Genomic DNA, 16,016 nt, shown 5'->3' on the forward strand with positions numbered 1-16,016 from the left:
CCGGTGGTCGCCAGATCCACACCGCGTGCGGACGTCTGCCTCGCCAGTCGTCGCCTCGCCCCCGCAGCAGCGGCCGGCAGCGCGTGCGGTGTCGGTGTCCCGCCGTGCTCGTGCACGGCACCGGGAGGAGAAGGCTTTGGCTCGAGGAGGCCAGCGCCGGACCGGCGCGCCCCGCAACGCCCCGCGCCGCCGCGCACGGGAGCTCGACAACGAGGGACTGATCCCGGTCCTCGCCCGCGCCGTGCGCGAGGTCGAGGCCAGTGCCCAGCGCGGCACGGTCAGCCCGTCGGCGCGCACGAAGTTCCAGGTCGTCGCCCTGCTCGCCCGCGAGGAGCGCTCGCGCGTCAAGGCCGACACCGAGCAGACCGAGGCCAAGAAGGCCGAGCAGCTCAAGCGGCTCGACGGCATCGGCACGATCCTGGCCAAGACCACCGCCCGCGACACCTCGCTGCTCTCGCTGCTGGCCGAGGACGCGCAGGTCTCCGACTCCGCCCACGAGCTGAAGCTGCGGATGCTCCGCGCCGCCGGGATGGAGCCGGACCCCGAGTCCGAGCCCGAGGCCGAGGAGGCGCTGGTCGGCACACCGGTCACCGAGCGCCGCGTCGTGCCGCAGTCGGTCATCGCCCGCCAGCTCGCCAACCCGTTCCTGGCCCCCGACTTCAGCGTCGCCGAGGCCCGTGCCAGCCACCCCCGCCGGCTGGCGACCTGGGAGCTGCTCGGCCCGCTCTTCCGCTCCTTCGAGTACGGCGGCGCCGGGGCCGTGTCCTGCATGCCGCTCCCGGACCCCGAGGAGGTCAAGGTCCCGGGTGACCGCGAGCTGATGCCGCACCAGGCGCAGCTGGTGGCCGCGGCCGCGAAGGGACACCGCACCTTCCTGCTCGCTGACGAGCCCGGCCTGGGCAAGACCGCGCAGGCCCTGCTGGCCGCGCAGGCCGCCGAGGCGTTCCCGCTGCTGGTCGTCGTGCCGAACGTCGTGAAGACCAACTGGGCCCGCGAGGCCGGTCTGTGGGTGCCCAACCGCCCCGTGACCGTCATCCACGGCGACGGCGCGAACGTCGACGGCTTCGCCGACATCGTGGTCGTCAACTACGAGGTGCTCGACCGCCACGTAGGCTGGCTCGGGGACTTCGGCTTCCGCGGGATGGTCGTCGACGAGGCGCACTTCATCAAGAACAAGACCTCGCAGCGCTCCCAGCACGTGCTGCAGCTCTCCGACCGGATCCGCCAGCGCATCGGCCGGCCGCTGATGATGGCGCTGACCGGCACGCCGCTGATCAACGACATCGAGGACTTCCGCGCGATCTGGCAGTTCCTCGGCTGGATCGACGACAAGCGCCCGCTGGGCCGGCTCATGGACGCCCTCGAGGACACCGGGCTGACCCCGGCCGACCCGCCGTTCTACCCCGCGGCGCGCCGCTGCGTCATCGACATGGGCATCGTGCGCCGCCGCAAGGTCGACGTCGCCGCCGACATCCCCGCCCGCCGGGTCGCCGACCTCCCGGTCGAGCTCGACGACGAGGCCGGCCGCTCCATCCGCGCCGCCGAGCGCGAGCTCGCGCGCCGCCTCGTGGAGCGGTACGACACCGCGCTGGCCACCCGCACGTCGGGCCAGACCGTCGAGGGCATCGACCACGAGCTGGTGCGCCGCGTCGCGACGTGGGAGCGCGAGGACACCACCGACAACACCTCGGGCGAGAACGTCTTCGGGATGATGCGCCGCATCGGCCAGGCCAAGGCCGGGCTCGCCGCCGACTACGCCGCCCAGCTCGCGCGCAACGTGGGCAAGGTGGTGTTCTTCGCCAAGCACGTCGACGTGATGGACGTCGCCGAGGACACCTTCGCCCGCCGCGGGATCCGGTACTCCTCCATCCGCGGCGACCAGACCTCCCAGGCCCGGCAGCGCAACATCGACGCGTTCGTCAACGACCCCGAGGTCGAGATCGTCGTCTGCTCGCTGACCGCGGCCGGCGTCGGGCTCAACCTGCAGGTCGCCTCCAACCTGGTGCTGGCCGAGCTGTCGTGGACCGACGCCGAGCAGACCCAGGCGATCGACCGCATCCACCGCATCGGGCAGGAGGAGCCGGTCACCGCCTGGCGGATCATCGCCGCGCAGACCCTCGACACCCGGATCGCCGAGCTCATCGACAGCAAGGCCGGCCTCGCCGCCCGCGCGCTCGACGGGTCCGACACCGAGCTGCCCAACAGCGCCGACATCCAGCTCGAGGCCCTGGTCGCGATGCTGACCGACGCGCTGGTCAAGCGCGGGGACGCCGCCTGATGCGGACCGGCCGGCGGCGTCGTACGACGGGCGCGGGCGCCGTGGCGGTGCTCGCGGCGCTGGCCCTGGCCGGCTGCTCCTCCGAGCCCGAGCCGCTGCCGGTCGGGCCGGACGGGTCGGGCTCCTACCGGTCGGCCGAGCGGATCACCGCGACGCTGCCGACGCCCGACGGCGACGGACCCGCGCTCGGCCGCGCCGAGATCGCGCCGTCCGGCGACGGCGTGCGGCTCGAGGTGCGGGTCAAGGAGGCCGACACCGGCACCTGGACCGTCGCGCTGCTGCCGGGCACGACCTGCGACGAGCAGGCGGAGGCCGGCCAGGACGAGCAGGGCGCCGGCCTGCCCGACCTCCCCGACCTCGAGGTGGGGGAGACCGGCTCGGGCCTGCTGGACGCCGAGCTGGACCTGACCATGGCGGACCTCGAGGACGGCGCAGCCCTGGTCGTCGACGGGCCCGGGGGCACCAGCTGCGGGAACCTCGCGGACTACTGATCCGCCGGTGCGCAGCGGTGCCGGCGGGTACCGGACCGGGCATGACCACCGAACCGCTGACCCCCGAGCCCCTGACCGACCCCGATCCCGACATCGTGCCGAGCACCGACCCGGCCACCTCGCCGATCCCCACGCCCGACACCCCGCCGACGGAGCCGTCCCCCGCGGGTGCCTGACCGCCCGCCGCCGCGGCGGGCCTGACCTGGGACGATGCGGGCGTGAACGCGCCCGTCGACCCCTCCCCGCCCCTCGCGCGGGTGCTGCTGGGGCTGCTGGTCCTGGCGGTGACCCTGGTGTTGCTCGGCGCCCCGGTGTGGGCGTTCATGCACGGCTCGGCCTCCGGGTGGACCGACGAGCGCACGGTCCTCGCCCGGGTCGCCGCCGGTGCCGAGTGCCGCACCGGGCCGCCGCCGGGGGACCCACGCACCTGCGACGCGACGTGGCGGGACGGCGACGCGGTCGTCGAGGGCGAGGTGAGCGACCGGTACGGCGGGCCGGAGCCGCGCGCCGGCGAGGACGTCGAGGCCCGCGTCGTGGGCGACGGCCTGGCCTTCACCGGCTACCAGGGAGCGCTGCTCGGCTGGGGCCTCGCCGCGCCGTACCTCGCGGTCGGCGGGCTGGCGCTCGGCGCGCTGGCGGTGGCCGGACTGGTGCGGATCGACCCGCGCTGGGCCGCCCCCGGTGGGAGCCGGCCGGGGCGGCCCCCGGCCGAGACGGTCAGAACAGCCCGCGCGACCCCAGGAACCGGTCGACGGAGATCCGCAGCGCCACCCGCTCGGCGTTCTCGCGCGGCTGGCGGTAGCGGCCGGCATACCGCTCGACGGCGCGCGCCACGTCGCCGGCGTCGGAGGTGACCACGGCCGTCCCCTCGAGCGTCGACCAGCGGGCCCCGTCGACCTGGCACACCGCGACCGGACCGGGGGCGGCGAGCAGGTTGCGCACCTTGCGGGAGGTGCGCGAGGAGATCACCCAGGCGCACTGCTGCTCCGGGTCCAGCACGCAGCCGACCGGGACGACGTGCGGGCGGCCGTCGGGCCGCAGCGTGGTGAGCGTGCACAGGTGCCGCTCGGTCCACATCTGTGCGAGCGGGGCGGGCAGGGACGACCAACCGGGCCGGAAGGAGCTCACGGACGGTGACGCTACCCGCCGGCGGGCGGGCACCCGTCCGGCCGGACCCAGCGCTGGACCCAGCGCTCGATCAAGCGCTCGATCCAGCGCTAGATCCAGCGCTGGAACCAGATCCGGTCGAGCCACTCCGAGTGCGTGAGCAGCCCGTTGGTGTAGACCGGCCAGAACCAGGCGAAGTTCAGCAGCACCAGCACGACGAAGGAGCCCGAGAGCACCACGCCGACCGTCCGGCGTGGGGTCGGGACGCGCGAGGGCCCGACCGACCTGCCCATGGCGAGCACGATCGCGATCACGACGAACGGCAGCGAGAGCGAGACGTAGAACAGGAAGATCGGCCGGTCGTCGTACTGCAGCCAGGGCAGCCAGGTCGACGCCGTCCCCACCACGGCCACGCCCGCCCGCCAGTCCCGGGCGCCGACCCAGGTGGCGACGGCGACGAGCAGGGCGAGCAGCCCGCCCCACCACAGGACCGGGGTGCCCAGCAGCAGCACCTGGCGCAGGCAGTCGCTGCCCTCCGGTGCGTCGCAGCCCCGGGTGCCCGGCTCGATCCCGGTGTCGGCCGCGACGCCGACCGGCCGGTTCATCAGCAGCCAGCCCGACGGCTTCGAGGCGTAGGTGTGCGAGCTGCAGCTGAGGAAGTGGGTGTGGAAGGTGAACAGGTCCTGGTGGTAGCTCCACAGCGACCTCAGCGACTGCACGGCCTCGGCCGGGCCGGAGGCGTCGGGCTCGGTGGCGGTCGGCCAGCGCCTCCCCTCCTCCGGCGCCCCGTCGACGAACGAGTCGCCCTCGCACTGGCCGGTGCCGGAGTAGCGGGTGTACTGGGTGGAGGACAGGCTCTGCTCGTACTCCGGGGCGTGCACCAGCCAGCCGGTCCACGACGCGACGTACACGACCATCGCGACGAGCACCATCCACGCGAACGCCGGGACGCCGTCGACGAGCGCCGAGCGCAGGGTCGCCCGCCGCACGCCCGCCGCCCGGCGGGCCCCCGCGCTCCAGGCCCAGACCAGGATGCCGAAGGCGGCCAGGGGGTACGCCGCGGTCCACTTGGTGCCGAGCGCCAGGCCGAAGCAGACCCCGGCCCCGAGCAGCCAGGGCCGCCACAGCAGCCCGCGGACCGGGCCCCAGCCGCTGGTGACCGGGTCGGGGGCGAGCGCGGCCAGCCGGGCGCGGTACCAGTCCCGGTCGGCGACCACGCACGCGACGGCGCAGAGGGTGAAGAAGGCCAGGAAGATGTCGAGGAGCGCGAGCCGGGACAGCACGAAGTGCAGCCCGTCCAGGCTCAGCAGCAGCCCGGCGGTCAGGCCGAGCACTGTGGAGCCGGTCATCCGCCGGACGAGCCGCACCATCACCAGCACCATCAGCGCGCCGACGACGGCCGAGGCGACCCGCCAGCCGAACGGGTCCATGCCGAAGAGCCGCTCGCCGATCCCGATCAGCCACTTGCCCACCTCGGGGTGGACGATCATCGAGGGCTCGGACTCCCACAGGCCCTCGGTGGTCCCGGCGAGGATCTGCTCGTTCGCGTCGTCGACGTAGTCGCGGACGTAGCCGTGGTTGGCCAGCGACCAGGCGTCCTTGGCGTAGTAGGTCTCGTCGAACTCGAACTCGCGCGGCTCGCCGAGGTTCCACAGCCGCAGGGCCAGCGCGACCAGCGCGAGCGCGATCGCCGCGGTCCACGAGACCACCGGGTCCTCGACCCGCGCCCGGACCGTCCTCGCCGCCGCCACGGGGCAGGACTCTACGGGGGAGGACACGACCGTCGGGGCGCTGACGGGCGGCTGCCATGATCGGCCCATGACCGGCGTCCTCGTCCTCGCCGCCACCCCCATCGGGCGGGTGGCCGACGCGCCGCCCCGGCTGGCCGAGGAGCTCGCGGGCGCCGACGTCGTCGCCGCCGAGGACACCCGGCGGCTCAAGCGGCTCACCTCCGACCTCGGCGTCACCGTCGGCGGCCGGGTGGTGTCGTACTTCGAGGGCAACGAGTCCGCCCGCACGCCGGTCCTGCTCGAGGCGCTGCTGAACGGCGACCGGGTGCTGCTCGTGACCGACGCCGGCATGCCGAGCGTCTCCGACCCCGGCTACCGCCTCGTCGCCGCGGCCGTCGAGCACGACGTGCACGTGACCGCCGTGCCCGGGCCCTCCGCGGTGCTGACCGCGCTGGCGGTCTCCGGGCTCCCGGTCGACCGGTTCTGCTTCGAGGGCTTCCTGCCGCGCAAGGCCGGCGAACGGGCGCGGCGGCTGGCCGGGCTCGCCGCGGAGGAGCGGACGATGGTGTTCTTCGAGGCCCCCCACCGCACGGGGACGGCGCTGGCCGCGATGGCCGAGGCGTTCGGCGGGGACCGGCCCGCCGCGGTGTGCCGCGAGCTGACCAAGACCCACGAGGAGGTACGCCGCGGCCCGCTCGCCGACCTCGTCGCGTGGGCGGCCGAGGGCGTGCGGGGCGAGGTGACCGTCGTCGTGCAGGGCGCGTCGCCGGTCGCCGAGGTGGGCACCGACCCGGCGAGCCTGCGGGCGGCCGTCGCCGAGCGCGAGGCCGCCGGCACCAGCCGCAAGGAGGCCATCGTCGAGGTGGCCCGCCTGGCCGGGGTGCCGAAGCGGGAGGTCTACGACCTGGTCCACCGGGGAGAGGGATGAGCATGAGCGCACGACTGGAGCGGTTCCACCACGAGGGCCTGACCTTCGACGTCCACGACAGCGGCCCGGAGGACGGCGACCCCGTCGTCCTGCTGCACGGCTTCCCCGAGCGCGCGACGTCGTGGCGGCACGTCGAGCCGCTGCTGCACGCGGCCGGCCTGCGGACCTACGCGCTGGACCAGCGCGGCTACTCCCCGGGCGCCCGGCCCGAGGGACGCAGGCACTACCGCACCGAGCTGCTCGCCGGCGACGTCGAGGCGCTGGTGCGCACGATCGGCCGCCCGGTGCACCTGGTCGGCCACGACTGGGGGGCGATCGTCGCCTGGACCGTCGCCGGTCTTCACCCCGACCTCATCCGGACGCTGACCGCCGTCTCGGTCCCGCACCCCGCGGCGTTCCGCCGCTCGATGACCTCCTCGCCGCAGGCCCTGCGGTCCTGGTACATCGGGCTCTTCCAGGTGCCGCGCCTGCCCGAGCTGCTGCTGGGCCTCTCCGGCGGGCGCTTCCTGGAGCGGGCGATGATCGCGACGGGCATGTCGCGCGAGGACGTCTCGCGGGTCCAGGAGGAGGTCGTGGCGACCGGGGCGCTGCCGCACGCGCTCGGCTACTACCGGGCGCTCCCGCTCTCCGACCGCTCGGTCCTCGGCCGCACTGTCCGGGTCCCCACGACGCTGGTGTGGAGCAGCGGCGACACCGCGCTGGACCGCCGCGGCGCCGAGCTGACCGGCGAGCACGTCGACGCGCCGTACGAGCTGGTCGTGCTCGAGGGGGTCAGCCACTGGATCCCGACGCACGCGCCGGAGGCGCTGGCCGAGGCGGTCCTCGAGCGGGTGGCCGGCACGTGAGCGGGCGGCCCTCGGACCGCCCGCCCGTCCCCGACCCGCTCCCGGCGCCTGTCGTCGACAACCACTGCCACCTCGACATCACCCGGGGCGAGGCCCCGGACGGCCCGGGCGCGCAGGTCGACGTGGCCCCCGCGATCGCCGCCGCCGCGGCGGTCGGCGTGCCCCGGATCGTCCAGATCGGCTGCGACCTGCCCGGCGCCCGGTGGGCGGTCGAGGCGGCGGCGACGTACGACGCGCTCGTCGCCGGGGTCGCGCTGCACCCCAACGAGGCGCCGCGGCTGGTGGCGCAGGGCACCGACCTCGACACCGCGATGGCCGAGATCGAGGCGCTGGCCGGTGCCCACCCGAAGGTGCGGGCGGTGGGGGAGACCGGTCTCGACCACTTCCGGACCGGCGAGGAGGGGCGCGCGGTGCAGGTGGAGTCGTTCCGCCGGCACGTCGACCTGGCCAAGCGGCTGGACAAGACCCTCGTCATCCACGACCGCAACGCCCACGAGGACGTGCTGCGCGTCCTCGACGAGGAGCGCGCGCCCGAGCGCTGGGTGATGCACTGCTTCTCCGGCGACGCCGCCTTCGCGCGCGCCTGCCTGGACCGCGGGGCCTACCTCTCCTTCGCGGGCACCGTGACGTTCAGGAACGCCCAGCCGCTGCGCGACGCGCTGGTCGTGACCCCGCGCGACCGGGTGCTCGTGGAGACCGACGCGCCGTACCTCACCCCGCACCCGCACCGCGGCCAGGTGAACGCCTCCTACCTCGTCCCGCTCACCGTCCGAGCGATGGCGGAGGTCCGCGGGGACGACCTCGAGGACCTCTGCGTGGCCATCGACGCCTCGACCGAGGAGGCCTTCGGAGGGCCCTGGTGACCCGGTCGGACCGCCCCTGAGAGCCCTGATCAATGCACTGAGAGCCTGCCCACAACGGTGGACGAGGGTTTGCGATCGTCTCTCCGGCCTGTTGTGCTGGAGCACTGATGGCCGGGATCGGGACGATCACGCCAGTGCGCGAGGCGCGGACGACCATGGGTGGGGAAGCCCTCGGACGCAGTCGACTCGGGCCTGTCGCGAGCCGCTGGAAGGCGCTCGCGCGGGACGCACGGCAACCCGAGACCCGGGGAGTACGACGTTCGGAGAATCGTGCGCAGCAAGATCGCACACTGGGTGGCCCGGTCCAGCCGCAGCCGCCCCGTGATGGTGGCCCTGGCCGCCGTCGTCGCCCTGGCAGTCGCCGGGACCACCCTGGGCTACTCGGCCCTCAGCAAGTCCGTGACCCTCAGCCTCGACGGTGAGTCCTCGGACGTCAGCTCGATGGCAGCGACCGTCGGCGACGTCTTGGAGGACCAGGGCGTCGAGGTCGGCGAGCGCGACGAGGTCGCGCCCAGCCTCGACGAGGAGGTCAGCGACGGGATGGAGATCTCGGTCCGCTTCGCCCGGCCGGTCGAGCTGACCGTCGACGGCGACACCTCCACCCACTGGGTCACCGCCACCGAGGTGTCCGGTGCCCTCGGCCAGATCGGCCGCAGCTTCGACGGCGCCGACCTGTCGGCCAGCCGTGGCGGGTCGATCGACCGCGAGGGCCTGGCCCTCGAGGTGGTCACCCCCAAGACGCTCAAGGTCAAGCTGGGCGCGAAGGACTGGAAGAAGCGCACCGTCACCGCGCTCACCGTCTCCGAGGCGCTCGACCAGCTCGGCGTGGACCTCGGCAAGCGCGACGAGACCAAGCCGGCGCTCGACGCCGAGGTCGCCGACGGCGACCGGATCGTCTTCACCGACGTGCGGGTCGAGACCAAGCGCGTGCGGGCGGAGTCGATCGACTTCACCACCACCCGGCGCGAGGACGGCACGATGACCGAGGGCGAGACCAGCACGGTCCGGGCCGGCCGCGCCGGCGTGCGCGACGTGACGTACCGCCTGACCTACCGCAACGGGAAGCTCGTCGGCCGCGTCGTCAAGCGCGCCGAGGTCACCCGCGCCCCGGTCGACGCGATCGTCAAGGTCGGCACCAAGGAGCCCGAGCCGGAGCCCGAGGCCGTCACCGCGCCGAACTACGCCTCCGGCGGCACCGTCTGGGACGCCCTGGCCAAGTGCGAGTCCGGCGGCAACTGGGCCATCAACACCGGCAACGGCTACTACGGCGGCCTGCAGTTCTCGCTGTCGACGTGGCAGGCGTACGGCGGCCCCGGCTACCCGCACCAGCAGAGCCGCGAGACGCAGATCGCGATCGCCGAGAAGGTCCGTGCTGCGACCGGTGGGTACGGCTCCTGGCCCCACTGCTCACAGTCCCTCGGGCTGCCTCAGTAACCTGAGGCCCATGTCTGACACCTCCGCCGGTCCGAGGCTCCTCGGGCCGGCGGAAGTGCGTTCGCTCGCCGCGGCGCTCGACCTCCGCCCGACCAAGCAGCGCGGCCAGAACTTCGTCATCGACGCCAACACCGTGCGCAGGATCGTCCGCGAGTCCGGCGTCACCGCCGAGGACGTCGTCATCGAGGTCGGGCCGGGCCTCGGCTCGCTCACCCTGGCCCTGCTCGAGGTCGCCGGCCGGGTCGTCGCGGTCGAGGTCGACGAGCGGCTCGCCGGCGCGCTGCCCGCCACCATCCGCGAGCACGCGCCCGCCCAGGCCGACCGGTTCGAGGTGGTCCTGGCCGACGCGATGCGCGTGACCGACGTGCCCGGGCCGCCGCCGACGGCGCTCGTCGCGAACCTGCCGTACAACGTCTCGGTGCCGGTCCTGCTGCACCTGCTCCAGCTGCTGCCCTCCCTCGAGCGCGGCCTGGTCATGGTGCAGGCGGAGGTCGCGGACCGGCTCGCGGCCGCCCCCGGCTCCAAGGTGTACGGCGTCCCGTCGGTCAAGGCCGCGTGGTACGCCGACGTCCGCCGCGCCGGCGCGATCGGCCGCAACGTCTTCTGGCCCGCCCCGAACGTCGACTCCGGGCTGGTCGCCTGGAGCCGGCGCGAGCCCCCGGCCACCACCGCCACCCGCGAGCAGGTCTTCGCGGTCGTCGACGCGGCGTTCGCGCAGCGCCGCAAGGCCCTGCGCGGCGTGCTGCGCGGGCTGGCCGGCTCCGCCGAGGCCGTCGACGCCGCACTGACCCACGCCGGCGTGGACCCGCTGGCCCGCGGGGAGTCGCTGCGGGTGGAGGACTTCGCGCGGATCGCCGAGGGCCTGGCCGGGGCGGGGACGGCGGCATGAGCGCGGTGACCGTGCGCGCCCCCGCGAAGATCAACCTCCACCTGGGGGTCGGCGCGCCGCGCCCCGACGGGTTCCACCCGCTGACGACCGTCTACCACGCGGTCGGCCTCTGCGACGACGTCACCGCGACGCCGGCCGACGGGTGGGGCGTCTCGATGGCGGTGCCCGACTGGGTCAGCGCCGCGGACCTGCCCGCCGACGGCGCCAACATCGTCGACCGTGCCGCCACCCTGCTCGCCGCGCACCACGGCATCCCGCTCACCGGCCTGGTGTCGGTGACCAAGGCGATCCCGGTGGCCGGCGGCATGGCGGGCGGGTCGGCCGACGCCGCGGCCGCCCTGGTCGCCCTGGACCGGGTCTGGGACGTCCGGACCTCCGACGAGGACCTGCTCGCCATCGCCGCCCAGCTGGGCAGCGACGTGCCGTTCGCCCTCGTCGGCGGGACCGCCGTCGGCACCGGGCGGGGCGAGGTCGTCGAGCCGGTCGCCGACCACGGCACCTGGTGGTGGGTCGTCGTCCCCTCCGACGAGGGGCTCTCCACGCCGGCGGTCTACCGCCACTTCGACGAGATGTTCCCCGACGCGGCGCCCGAGCCGTGCGGCGCCGACGCGCTGCTCGCCGCCGTGGCGTCCTGCGACCCGCACCGGCTCGCCGACGTCCTCCACAACGACCTGCAGCTGCCCGCGATCGACCTGCGACCCGACCTCGGCGAGCTCATCGACCGCGGCCAGGGCGTGGGTGCCCTCCGTGGGCTCGTGTCGGGGTCCGGCCCGACGTGCGTGTTCCTCTGCGAGTCCGCCGACCACGCCCGGTCGGTGGCCGCCTCCCTCGAGCAGGACCACCCGCTGGTCCTGGTCGCCAACGGACCGGTGGCCGGCGCCCACCTGGTGGAGTACGCGTAACCCTCATGAGCAACCTCCTCAACCTCGAGCGCGTCTCGAAGTCCTACGGCGTGCGCCCGCTGCTCACCGACGTCTCCCTCGGCGTCGGGGCCGGCGACCGGATCGGCATCGTCGGCCGCAACGGCGACGGCAAGACCACGCTGCTCGAGGTGATGACCGGCATCGAGGAGCCCGACACCGGCCGGGTCTCGCGCCAGCGCGGCCTGCTGGTCGGCTACCTCCACCAGGGCGACGAGCTCGACGACACCCACACCGTCCGCGAGGCGGTGCTGGGCGGCCTCGACGACCACGAGTGGGCCGCCGACGGCCGGACCCGCGAGATCGTCGAGGTGCTGCTCGCCGGGGTGTCGCTGGACCGCGCGGTGGTCGGGCTCTCTGGCGGCGAGCGCCGCCGGTGCTCGCTGGCCGCGCTCCTGCTCGGCGACCACGACCTCGTCGTGCTCGACGAGCCCACCAACCACCTCGACGTCGAGGCGGTCGCCTGGCTCGCCCAGCACCTCGCCGGCCGCCCGTCCGCGCTCGTGGTCGTCACCCACGACCGGTGGTTCCTGGACGCGGTCTGCCAGTGGACCTGGGAGGTCCACGACGGCCAGGTCGACGCCTACGAGGGCGGGTACGCCGCCTTCGTGCTGGCCAAGGCCGAGCGCCAGCGGCAGATGGCGGCCTCGGAGATCCGCCGGCAGAACCTGGTCCGCAAGGAGCTGGCCTGGCTGCGGCGGGGCCCGCCGGCCCGGACCTCCAAGCCCAAGTTCCGCATCGACGCCGCCAACCAGCTGATCGAGGACGTGCCGCCCCCGCGGGACCGGCTCGAGCTGCAGCGCTTCGCCACCCAGCGGCTGGGCAAGGACGTCATCGACGTAGAGGACGTCGACCTCGTCCGCGGCGAGAGGACGCTGCTCTCGCACGCCACCTGGCGGATCGGGCCGGGCGACCGGATCGGCCTGGTCGGGGTCAACGGCGCCGGCAAGACCTCGGTCCTCGCGCTGCTCTCCGGCGAGCTCGCGCCGAGCGTCGGCCGGGTCAAGCAGGGCCGCACCGTCGCGCTGCAGCACCTGACCCAGCAGCTCGACGACCTCGACCCGAGCGGGCGCGTGCTGCCCACGGTGGAGTCCATCCGGCGGGTCACCAAGACCCTGGAGGGCCAGGAGCTGACGGCGACCTCGCTGCTGGAGCGGTTCGGCTTCACCGGCGACCGGCTGACCGCCCGCATCGGCGACCTCTCCGGCGGCGAGCGGCGCCGCTTCCAGCTGCTGCGCCTGCTGCTCACCGAGCCCAACGTCCTGCTGCTCGACGAGCCGACCAACGACCTGGACATCGAGACCCTCAACGTCCTCGAGGACTTCCTCGACGGCTGGCCCGGCACGCTCGTCGTGGTCAGCCACGACCGGTACTTCCTCGAGCGGGTCACCGACTCCGTCTGGGCGCTCCTCGGCGACGGCCAGGTCTCGATGCTGCCGCGTGGGGTCGACGAGTACCTCGAGCGCCGCGCCGCGTCCCTCCACCTTCAGGGCGTCGAGGTGCCGACCGGGCCGGACCCGGTGGCGTCCGGGGCTTCCGGGGCGGCCGGGGCTTCCGGGGCGTCCGGCGGGGTGGTCGCCGCGGAGCCGGCGAAGGCCAAGGTCGGCGGCGCCGAGGAGCGCGCCGCCCGCAAGACGATCAACCGGATCGACAAGCGGCTGGCGCGGATCGCCGAGCTCGAGGCCGGGCTCAACGCCCGGGTGCTCGAGCACGCCCAGGACTACACCGAGCTCGCGCGGCTCAGCGCGGAGCTGCAGGAGCTGGCCGACGAGAAGGAGCAGCTCGAGCTGGAGTGGCTCGAGGCGGCCGAGGCGCTGGAGTAGCCCGGCTGGGGCCCCACCTGCGAGATGTCCGGTGACCACCTGGTCGACCTCGAGCCGTACCGGCCGCGCACAGTCCGCCGCCGACTGGCGGCCTGACCGAGCATTCCGCCGCGGTTCGTCTACCGCGCCGTTGCGACATGCAACGCGCCGTTCGACGTCCTGGCGCGCCGTTCGACGACTACCGCGCCGTTGGCATGTCTGCCGCGCCGGTCCAACGGCGCGGTAGATGCACGAACAGCGCGTTACAAGCCGGCAGCGTCCGCTGGTCACTGCACAAACGCAGTACCGCGTGTGGAGCGACCGTACGGTCGCTGGAGACCCCGGCAGGGTCAGGCGAAGGGCGCGAGCAGCCGGCGCAGCAGGTCCGCGAGCTGCTGGCGGTCGGCCGGGGGCAGGTCAGCGAGCAGGCCGTGCTCGGCGCGCAGCAGGGCGGTGAACCCGCCGTCGACGGCGTTCTTGCCCTCGGCGGTGAGGCGCACGATGACGCCGCGCCGGTCGTCGGGGTCGGGGTAGCGCTCCACGAACCCGCGGGCGGCCAGCCGGTCGACCCGGTTGGTCATCGTCCCGCTGGTCACGAGCGTCTCCCGCAGGAGCCGGCCGGGGGAGAGCTCGTACGGCGCGCCGGCCCGGCGCAGCGCCGCGAGGACGTCGAACTCCCAGGACTCGATGCCGTGCTCGGTGAACGCCTGCCGGCGCGCGAGGTCGAGGTGGCGGGCGAGCCGGGAGATCCGGCTGAAGACCGCGACGCCGTCGAAGTCGAGGTCGGGGCGCTCGCGCGCCCACGCCTCGACCAGCTCGTCGACCTCGTCCCACATGTCCGCACTCTAACGGAGGTCGAGAATCTTGACATCAAGATATGTGCGGCGCAGCATGGCGGGATGGCACACACCTGGGACCCCGACCGGTACCTCACCTTCGCCGACGAGCGGGGGCGGCCGTTCGTCGACCTCCTCGCCCGCGTCGGCGCCGCCGGCCCGCGGACCGTCGCCGACCTCGGCTGCGGTCCGGGCAACCTCACCGGCCTGCTGCGCGAGCGGTGGCCGGACGCCGAGGTGACCGGCGTCGACTCCAGCCCGGAGATGGTGCGCCGGGCGCGGGAGCGCGAGGACGGCGTGCGGTACGACGTCGCCGACCTGCGCGACTGGTCGCCGGCCACCCCGGTCGACGTGCTGGTCTCGAACGCCACGCTGCAGTGGCTCCCCGACCACCTCCACCTCCTGCCACGGCTGCTCGACCACGTCGCCGCGGACGGCTGGCTCGCGTTCCAGGTGCCGGGCAACTTCGAGGAGCCCAGCCACACGATCCGCCGAGACCTCGCGGCCCGGGCGCCGTACGCCGAGCACCTGCGCGACGTCGCCGTGCCCGCCAGCCACGACCCCGCGACGTACCTCGACGTGCTCAGCGGGCTCGGCTGCGAGGTCGACGCCTGGGAGACGACGTACCTGCACGTGCTCACCGGGCCCGACCCCGTGTTCACCTGGGTGTCCGGCACGGGCGCCCGACCGACGCTGCAGGCGCTGCCCGAGGACCTGAGGCCGGTCTTCGAGGAGGAGTTCCGGGCCCGGTTGCGGACGGCGTACCCCGAGCGGGCTGCGGGCGTGGTGCTGCCGTTCCGGCGCGTCTTCGTCGTCGCCCGGAAGCCCCGCGCCTGAGGCGCACCGCACGGCGTAACCCGGCGCGACATGGGGCGTTGTCAGGGCTACCGGCACGGCCCCCGAACGTGCCGGTGCGGGGACTCGGCCCCGGACGACCTGCCTCCCTGTCGAAGGACACCCCCGTGACCGACCTCGCCGACCGTCCGGACACCACCCAGCAAGCGCCGACCGAGATGCGCGAGCCCGCCCCCGCCGTCCCTGCCGCGCCTGCGGTCCCGGTCCAGGAGGTCGACATGTCGGCCGTGGTCAACCGGGTGAAGCGGGCCCAGGGCCAGCTCGGCGGCGTGCTGCGGATGATCGAGGATGGCCGGGACCTCGAGGCAGTGGTCCACCAGCTCAAGGCCGTCTCCCGCGCCCTCGACCGCGCCGGGTTCGCGCTCATCGCCGCCGAGCTGCGCCAGAGCGTCGTCGACGGTGCCGTCGTCGGCGAGCCCGAGCTGGCCAAGCTGGAGAAGTTCTTCCTCTCCCTCGCCTGAGCCCCGCCCGCCCGTGGTTACCGTCGGGTAACGTGTGCCGCATGAGCCGGGTCCTGAGCATGTGGCAGACGACGACGAGCCTGCCGGTGGTGGGGCCGCGGGTGGGCGCGCGGGCGTTCTCGCTGCTGTTCTCCCAGCAGGCGCCGTACTTCGCGACGATCCGGCCGCGGTTCACCGAGATCGGGCCGCACCGCGCCGAGCTGGTGATCCCCAAGCGGCGCAGGGTGCACAACCACCTCGGCACCGTCCACGCGATCGCGCTGTGCAACGGGCTCGAGGCGGCGATGGGCGCGATGGCCGAGGCGACCGTGCCTGCCGACAAGCGGTGGATCCCCAAGGGGATGGAGGTCAGCTACACCGCCAAGGCCACCAGCGACATCACCTGCACCGCGGAGACCGACCCCGAGCAGTGGACCGGCCTGCCCGACGAGGGCGCCGACCTCCCCGTCCGCGTCCGCGGCGTGCGCGACGACGGCACCGTCGTGGTCGAGGGCGTCATCCGGCTCTGGGTGACCCCGAAGAAGCGCTGACCCGGACGATTCCACGGCGCCCGCCGGGCCGCCGTACCCTGGATCGG

16 protein-coding genes are annotated in these 16,016 nt (G+C 74.4%); 13 read left to right on the plus strand and 3 right to left on the minus strand.

Going from position 1 to position 16,016, the window contains the following annotated elements; translation table 11 throughout:
• The first annotated feature begins 136 nt into the window (after window positions 1-136).
• The 3 genes from AB0N29_RS11365 to AB0N29_RS11375 are packed head-to-tail and all read left to right on the plus strand — an operon-like array spanning window position 137 to window position 2,945.
• Entirely contained in the window at window positions 137-2,278 is a 2,142-nt protein-coding gene (locus tag AB0N29_RS11365; protein WP_364866709.1) for a DEAD/DEAH box helicase, read from the plus strand.
• Window positions 2,278-2,769, plus strand: coding sequence for a hypothetical protein (locus AB0N29_RS11370; protein WP_364866711.1), 492 nt, complete (start codon window positions 2,278-2,280; stop codon window positions 2,767-2,769). Before AB0N29_RS11365 ends, AB0N29_RS11370 begins: the two co-directional genes overlap by 1 nt.
• Before the next feature lie 41 nt (window positions 2,770-2,810).
• Window positions 2,811-2,945, plus strand: coding sequence for a hypothetical protein (locus AB0N29_RS11375; protein WP_302269681.1), 135 nt, complete (start codon window positions 2,811-2,813; stop codon window positions 2,943-2,945).
• A gap of 541 nt (window positions 2,946-3,486) precedes the next feature.
• On the opposite strand, the gene AB0N29_RS11380 is transcribed toward AB0N29_RS11375, so the two are convergent.
• Window positions 3,487-3,897, minus strand: coding sequence for a PPOX class F420-dependent oxidoreductase (locus tag AB0N29_RS11380; protein ID WP_364866713.1), 411 nt, complete (start codon window positions 3,895-3,897; stop codon window positions 3,487-3,489).
• Window positions 3,898-3,986: 89 nt separating this feature from the next.
• Window positions 3,987-5,627 carry a phospholipid carrier-dependent glycosyltransferase gene (locus tag AB0N29_RS11385; protein ID WP_364866714.1) on the minus strand — a complete coding sequence of 547 codons (1,641 nt, stop codon included), beginning with the start codon at window positions 5,625-5,627 and terminating at the stop codon, window positions 3,987-3,989.
• 67 nt (window positions 5,628-5,694) lie between these two features.
• Between AB0N29_RS11385 and rsmI the strand changes: the two genes are divergently transcribed.
• From rsmI to AB0N29_RS11420, 7 genes are all read left to right on the plus strand, one after another.
• Entirely contained in the window at window positions 5,695-6,534 is an 840-nt protein-coding gene (gene rsmI, locus AB0N29_RS11390) for a 16S rRNA (cytidine(1402)-2'-O)-methyltransferase (RefSeq protein ID WP_364866717.1), read from the plus strand.
• Between the two features lie 2 nt (window positions 6,535-6,536).
• The gene (locus AB0N29_RS11395; protein WP_302269685.1) at window positions 6,537-7,379 is read left to right on the plus strand and encodes an alpha/beta fold hydrolase; all 843 of its coding nucleotides are present in this window, start codon (window positions 6,537-6,539) and stop codon (window positions 7,377-7,379) included.
• Window positions 7,376-8,242 (plus strand): TatD family hydrolase, encoded by an 867-nt coding sequence (locus AB0N29_RS11400; protein ID WP_364866720.1) that lies wholly within the window; start codon window positions 7,376-7,378, stop codon window positions 8,240-8,242. The genes AB0N29_RS11395 and AB0N29_RS11400 overlap by 4 nt, the downstream gene beginning before the upstream one ends.
• Before the next feature lie 270 nt (window positions 8,243-8,512).
• On the plus strand, window positions 8,513-9,676 hold the full coding sequence (locus tag AB0N29_RS11405; protein WP_364866722.1) for a transglycosylase family protein: 1,164 nt from the start codon (window positions 8,513-8,515) through the stop codon (window positions 9,674-9,676).
• A 10-nt stretch (window positions 9,677-9,686) separates the two neighbouring features.
• Entirely contained in the window at window positions 9,687-10,565 is an 879-nt protein-coding gene (rsmA, locus tag AB0N29_RS11410) for a 16S rRNA (adenine(1518)-N(6)/adenine(1519)-N(6))-dimethyltransferase RsmA (protein ID WP_364866724.1), read from the plus strand.
• A complete protein-coding gene (locus AB0N29_RS11415; RefSeq protein ID WP_302269689.1) occupies window positions 10,562-11,467 on the plus strand; it encodes a 4-(cytidine 5'-diphospho)-2-C-methyl-D-erythritol kinase in 906 nt (301 codons plus the stop codon). Before rsmA ends, AB0N29_RS11415 begins: the two co-directional genes overlap by 4 nt.
• Window positions 11,468-11,472: 5 nt before the next feature.
• On the plus strand, window positions 11,473-13,308 hold the full coding sequence (locus AB0N29_RS11420) for an ABC-F family ATP-binding cassette domain-containing protein (RefSeq protein WP_364866727.1): 1,836 nt from the start codon (window positions 11,473-11,475) through the stop codon (window positions 13,306-13,308).
• Between the two features lie 329 nt (window positions 13,309-13,637).
• On the opposite strand, the gene AB0N29_RS11425 is transcribed toward AB0N29_RS11420, so the two are convergent.
• Window positions 13,638-14,123 carry a MarR family transcriptional regulator gene (locus AB0N29_RS11425; protein ID WP_364866730.1) on the minus strand — a complete coding sequence of 162 codons (486 nt, stop codon included), beginning with the start codon at window positions 14,121-14,123 and terminating at the stop codon, window positions 13,638-13,640.
• Between the two features lie 63 nt (window positions 14,124-14,186).
• Between AB0N29_RS11425 and AB0N29_RS11430 the strand changes: the two genes are divergently transcribed.
• From AB0N29_RS11430 to AB0N29_RS11440, 3 genes are all read left to right on the plus strand, one after another.
• Window positions 14,187-14,960: a trans-aconitate 2-methyltransferase gene (locus AB0N29_RS11430; RefSeq protein WP_364866732.1), complete on the plus strand. Its 774-nt coding sequence runs from the start codon at window positions 14,187-14,189 to the stop codon at window positions 14,958-14,960.
• Window positions 14,961-15,196: 236 nt separating this feature from the next.
• Window positions 15,197-15,439, plus strand: a complete 243-nt coding sequence (locus tag AB0N29_RS11435; RefSeq protein ID WP_302271573.1) for a metal-sensitive transcriptional regulator — start codon at window positions 15,197-15,199, stop codon at window positions 15,437-15,439.
• A 41-nt stretch (window positions 15,440-15,480) separates the two neighbouring features.
• Window positions 15,481-15,969, plus strand: coding sequence for a hotdog fold domain-containing protein (locus AB0N29_RS11440; RefSeq protein WP_302269693.1), 489 nt, complete (start codon window positions 15,481-15,483; stop codon window positions 15,967-15,969).
• Window positions 15,970-16,016 lie beyond the last annotated feature (47 nt).

This window comes from Nocardioides sp. NPDC092400 (assembly GCF_040684155.1).
Lineage (GTDB): Bacteria > Actinomycetota > Actinomycetes > Propionibacteriales > Nocardioidaceae > Nocardioides.

Coding starts and splice junctions, on each gene's coding strand:
- AB0N29_RS11395 (WP_302269685.1), top strand. CDS start 6,537: ATGAGCGCACGACTGGAGCGGTTCCACCACGAGGGCCTGACCTTCGAC.
- AB0N29_RS11425 (WP_364866730.1), bottom strand. CDS start 14,123: ATGTGGGACGAGGTCGACGAGCTGGTCGAGGCGTGGGCGCGCGAGCGC.
- rsmA (WP_364866724.1), top strand. CDS start 9,687: ATGTCTGACACCTCCGCCGGTCCGAGGCTCCTCGGGCCGGCGGAAGTG.
- AB0N29_RS11370 (WP_364866711.1), top strand. CDS start 2,278: ATGCGGACCGGCCGGCGGCGTCGTACGACGGGCGCGGGCGCCGTGGCG.
- AB0N29_RS11440 (WP_302269693.1), top strand. CDS start 15,481: ATGAGCCGGGTCCTGAGCATGTGGCAGACGACGACGAGCCTGCCGGTG.
- AB0N29_RS11375 (WP_302269681.1), top strand. CDS start 2,811: ATGACCACCGAACCGCTGACCCCCGAGCCCCTGACCGACCCCGATCCC.
- AB0N29_RS11435 (WP_302271573.1), top strand. CDS start 15,197: ATGTCGGCCGTGGTCAACCGGGTGAAGCGGGCCCAGGGCCAGCTCGGC.
- AB0N29_RS11415 (WP_302269689.1), top strand. CDS start 10,562: ATGAGCGCGGTGACCGTGCGCGCCCCCGCGAAGATCAACCTCCACCTG.
- rsmI (WP_364866717.1), top strand. CDS start 5,695: ATGACCGGCGTCCTCGTCCTCGCCGCCACCCCCATCGGGCGGGTGGCC.
- AB0N29_RS11430 (WP_364866732.1), top strand. CDS start 14,187: ATGGCACACACCTGGGACCCCGACCGGTACCTCACCTTCGCCGACGAG.
- AB0N29_RS11420 (WP_364866727.1), top strand. CDS start 11,473: ATGAGCAACCTCCTCAACCTCGAGCGCGTCTCGAAGTCCTACGGCGTG.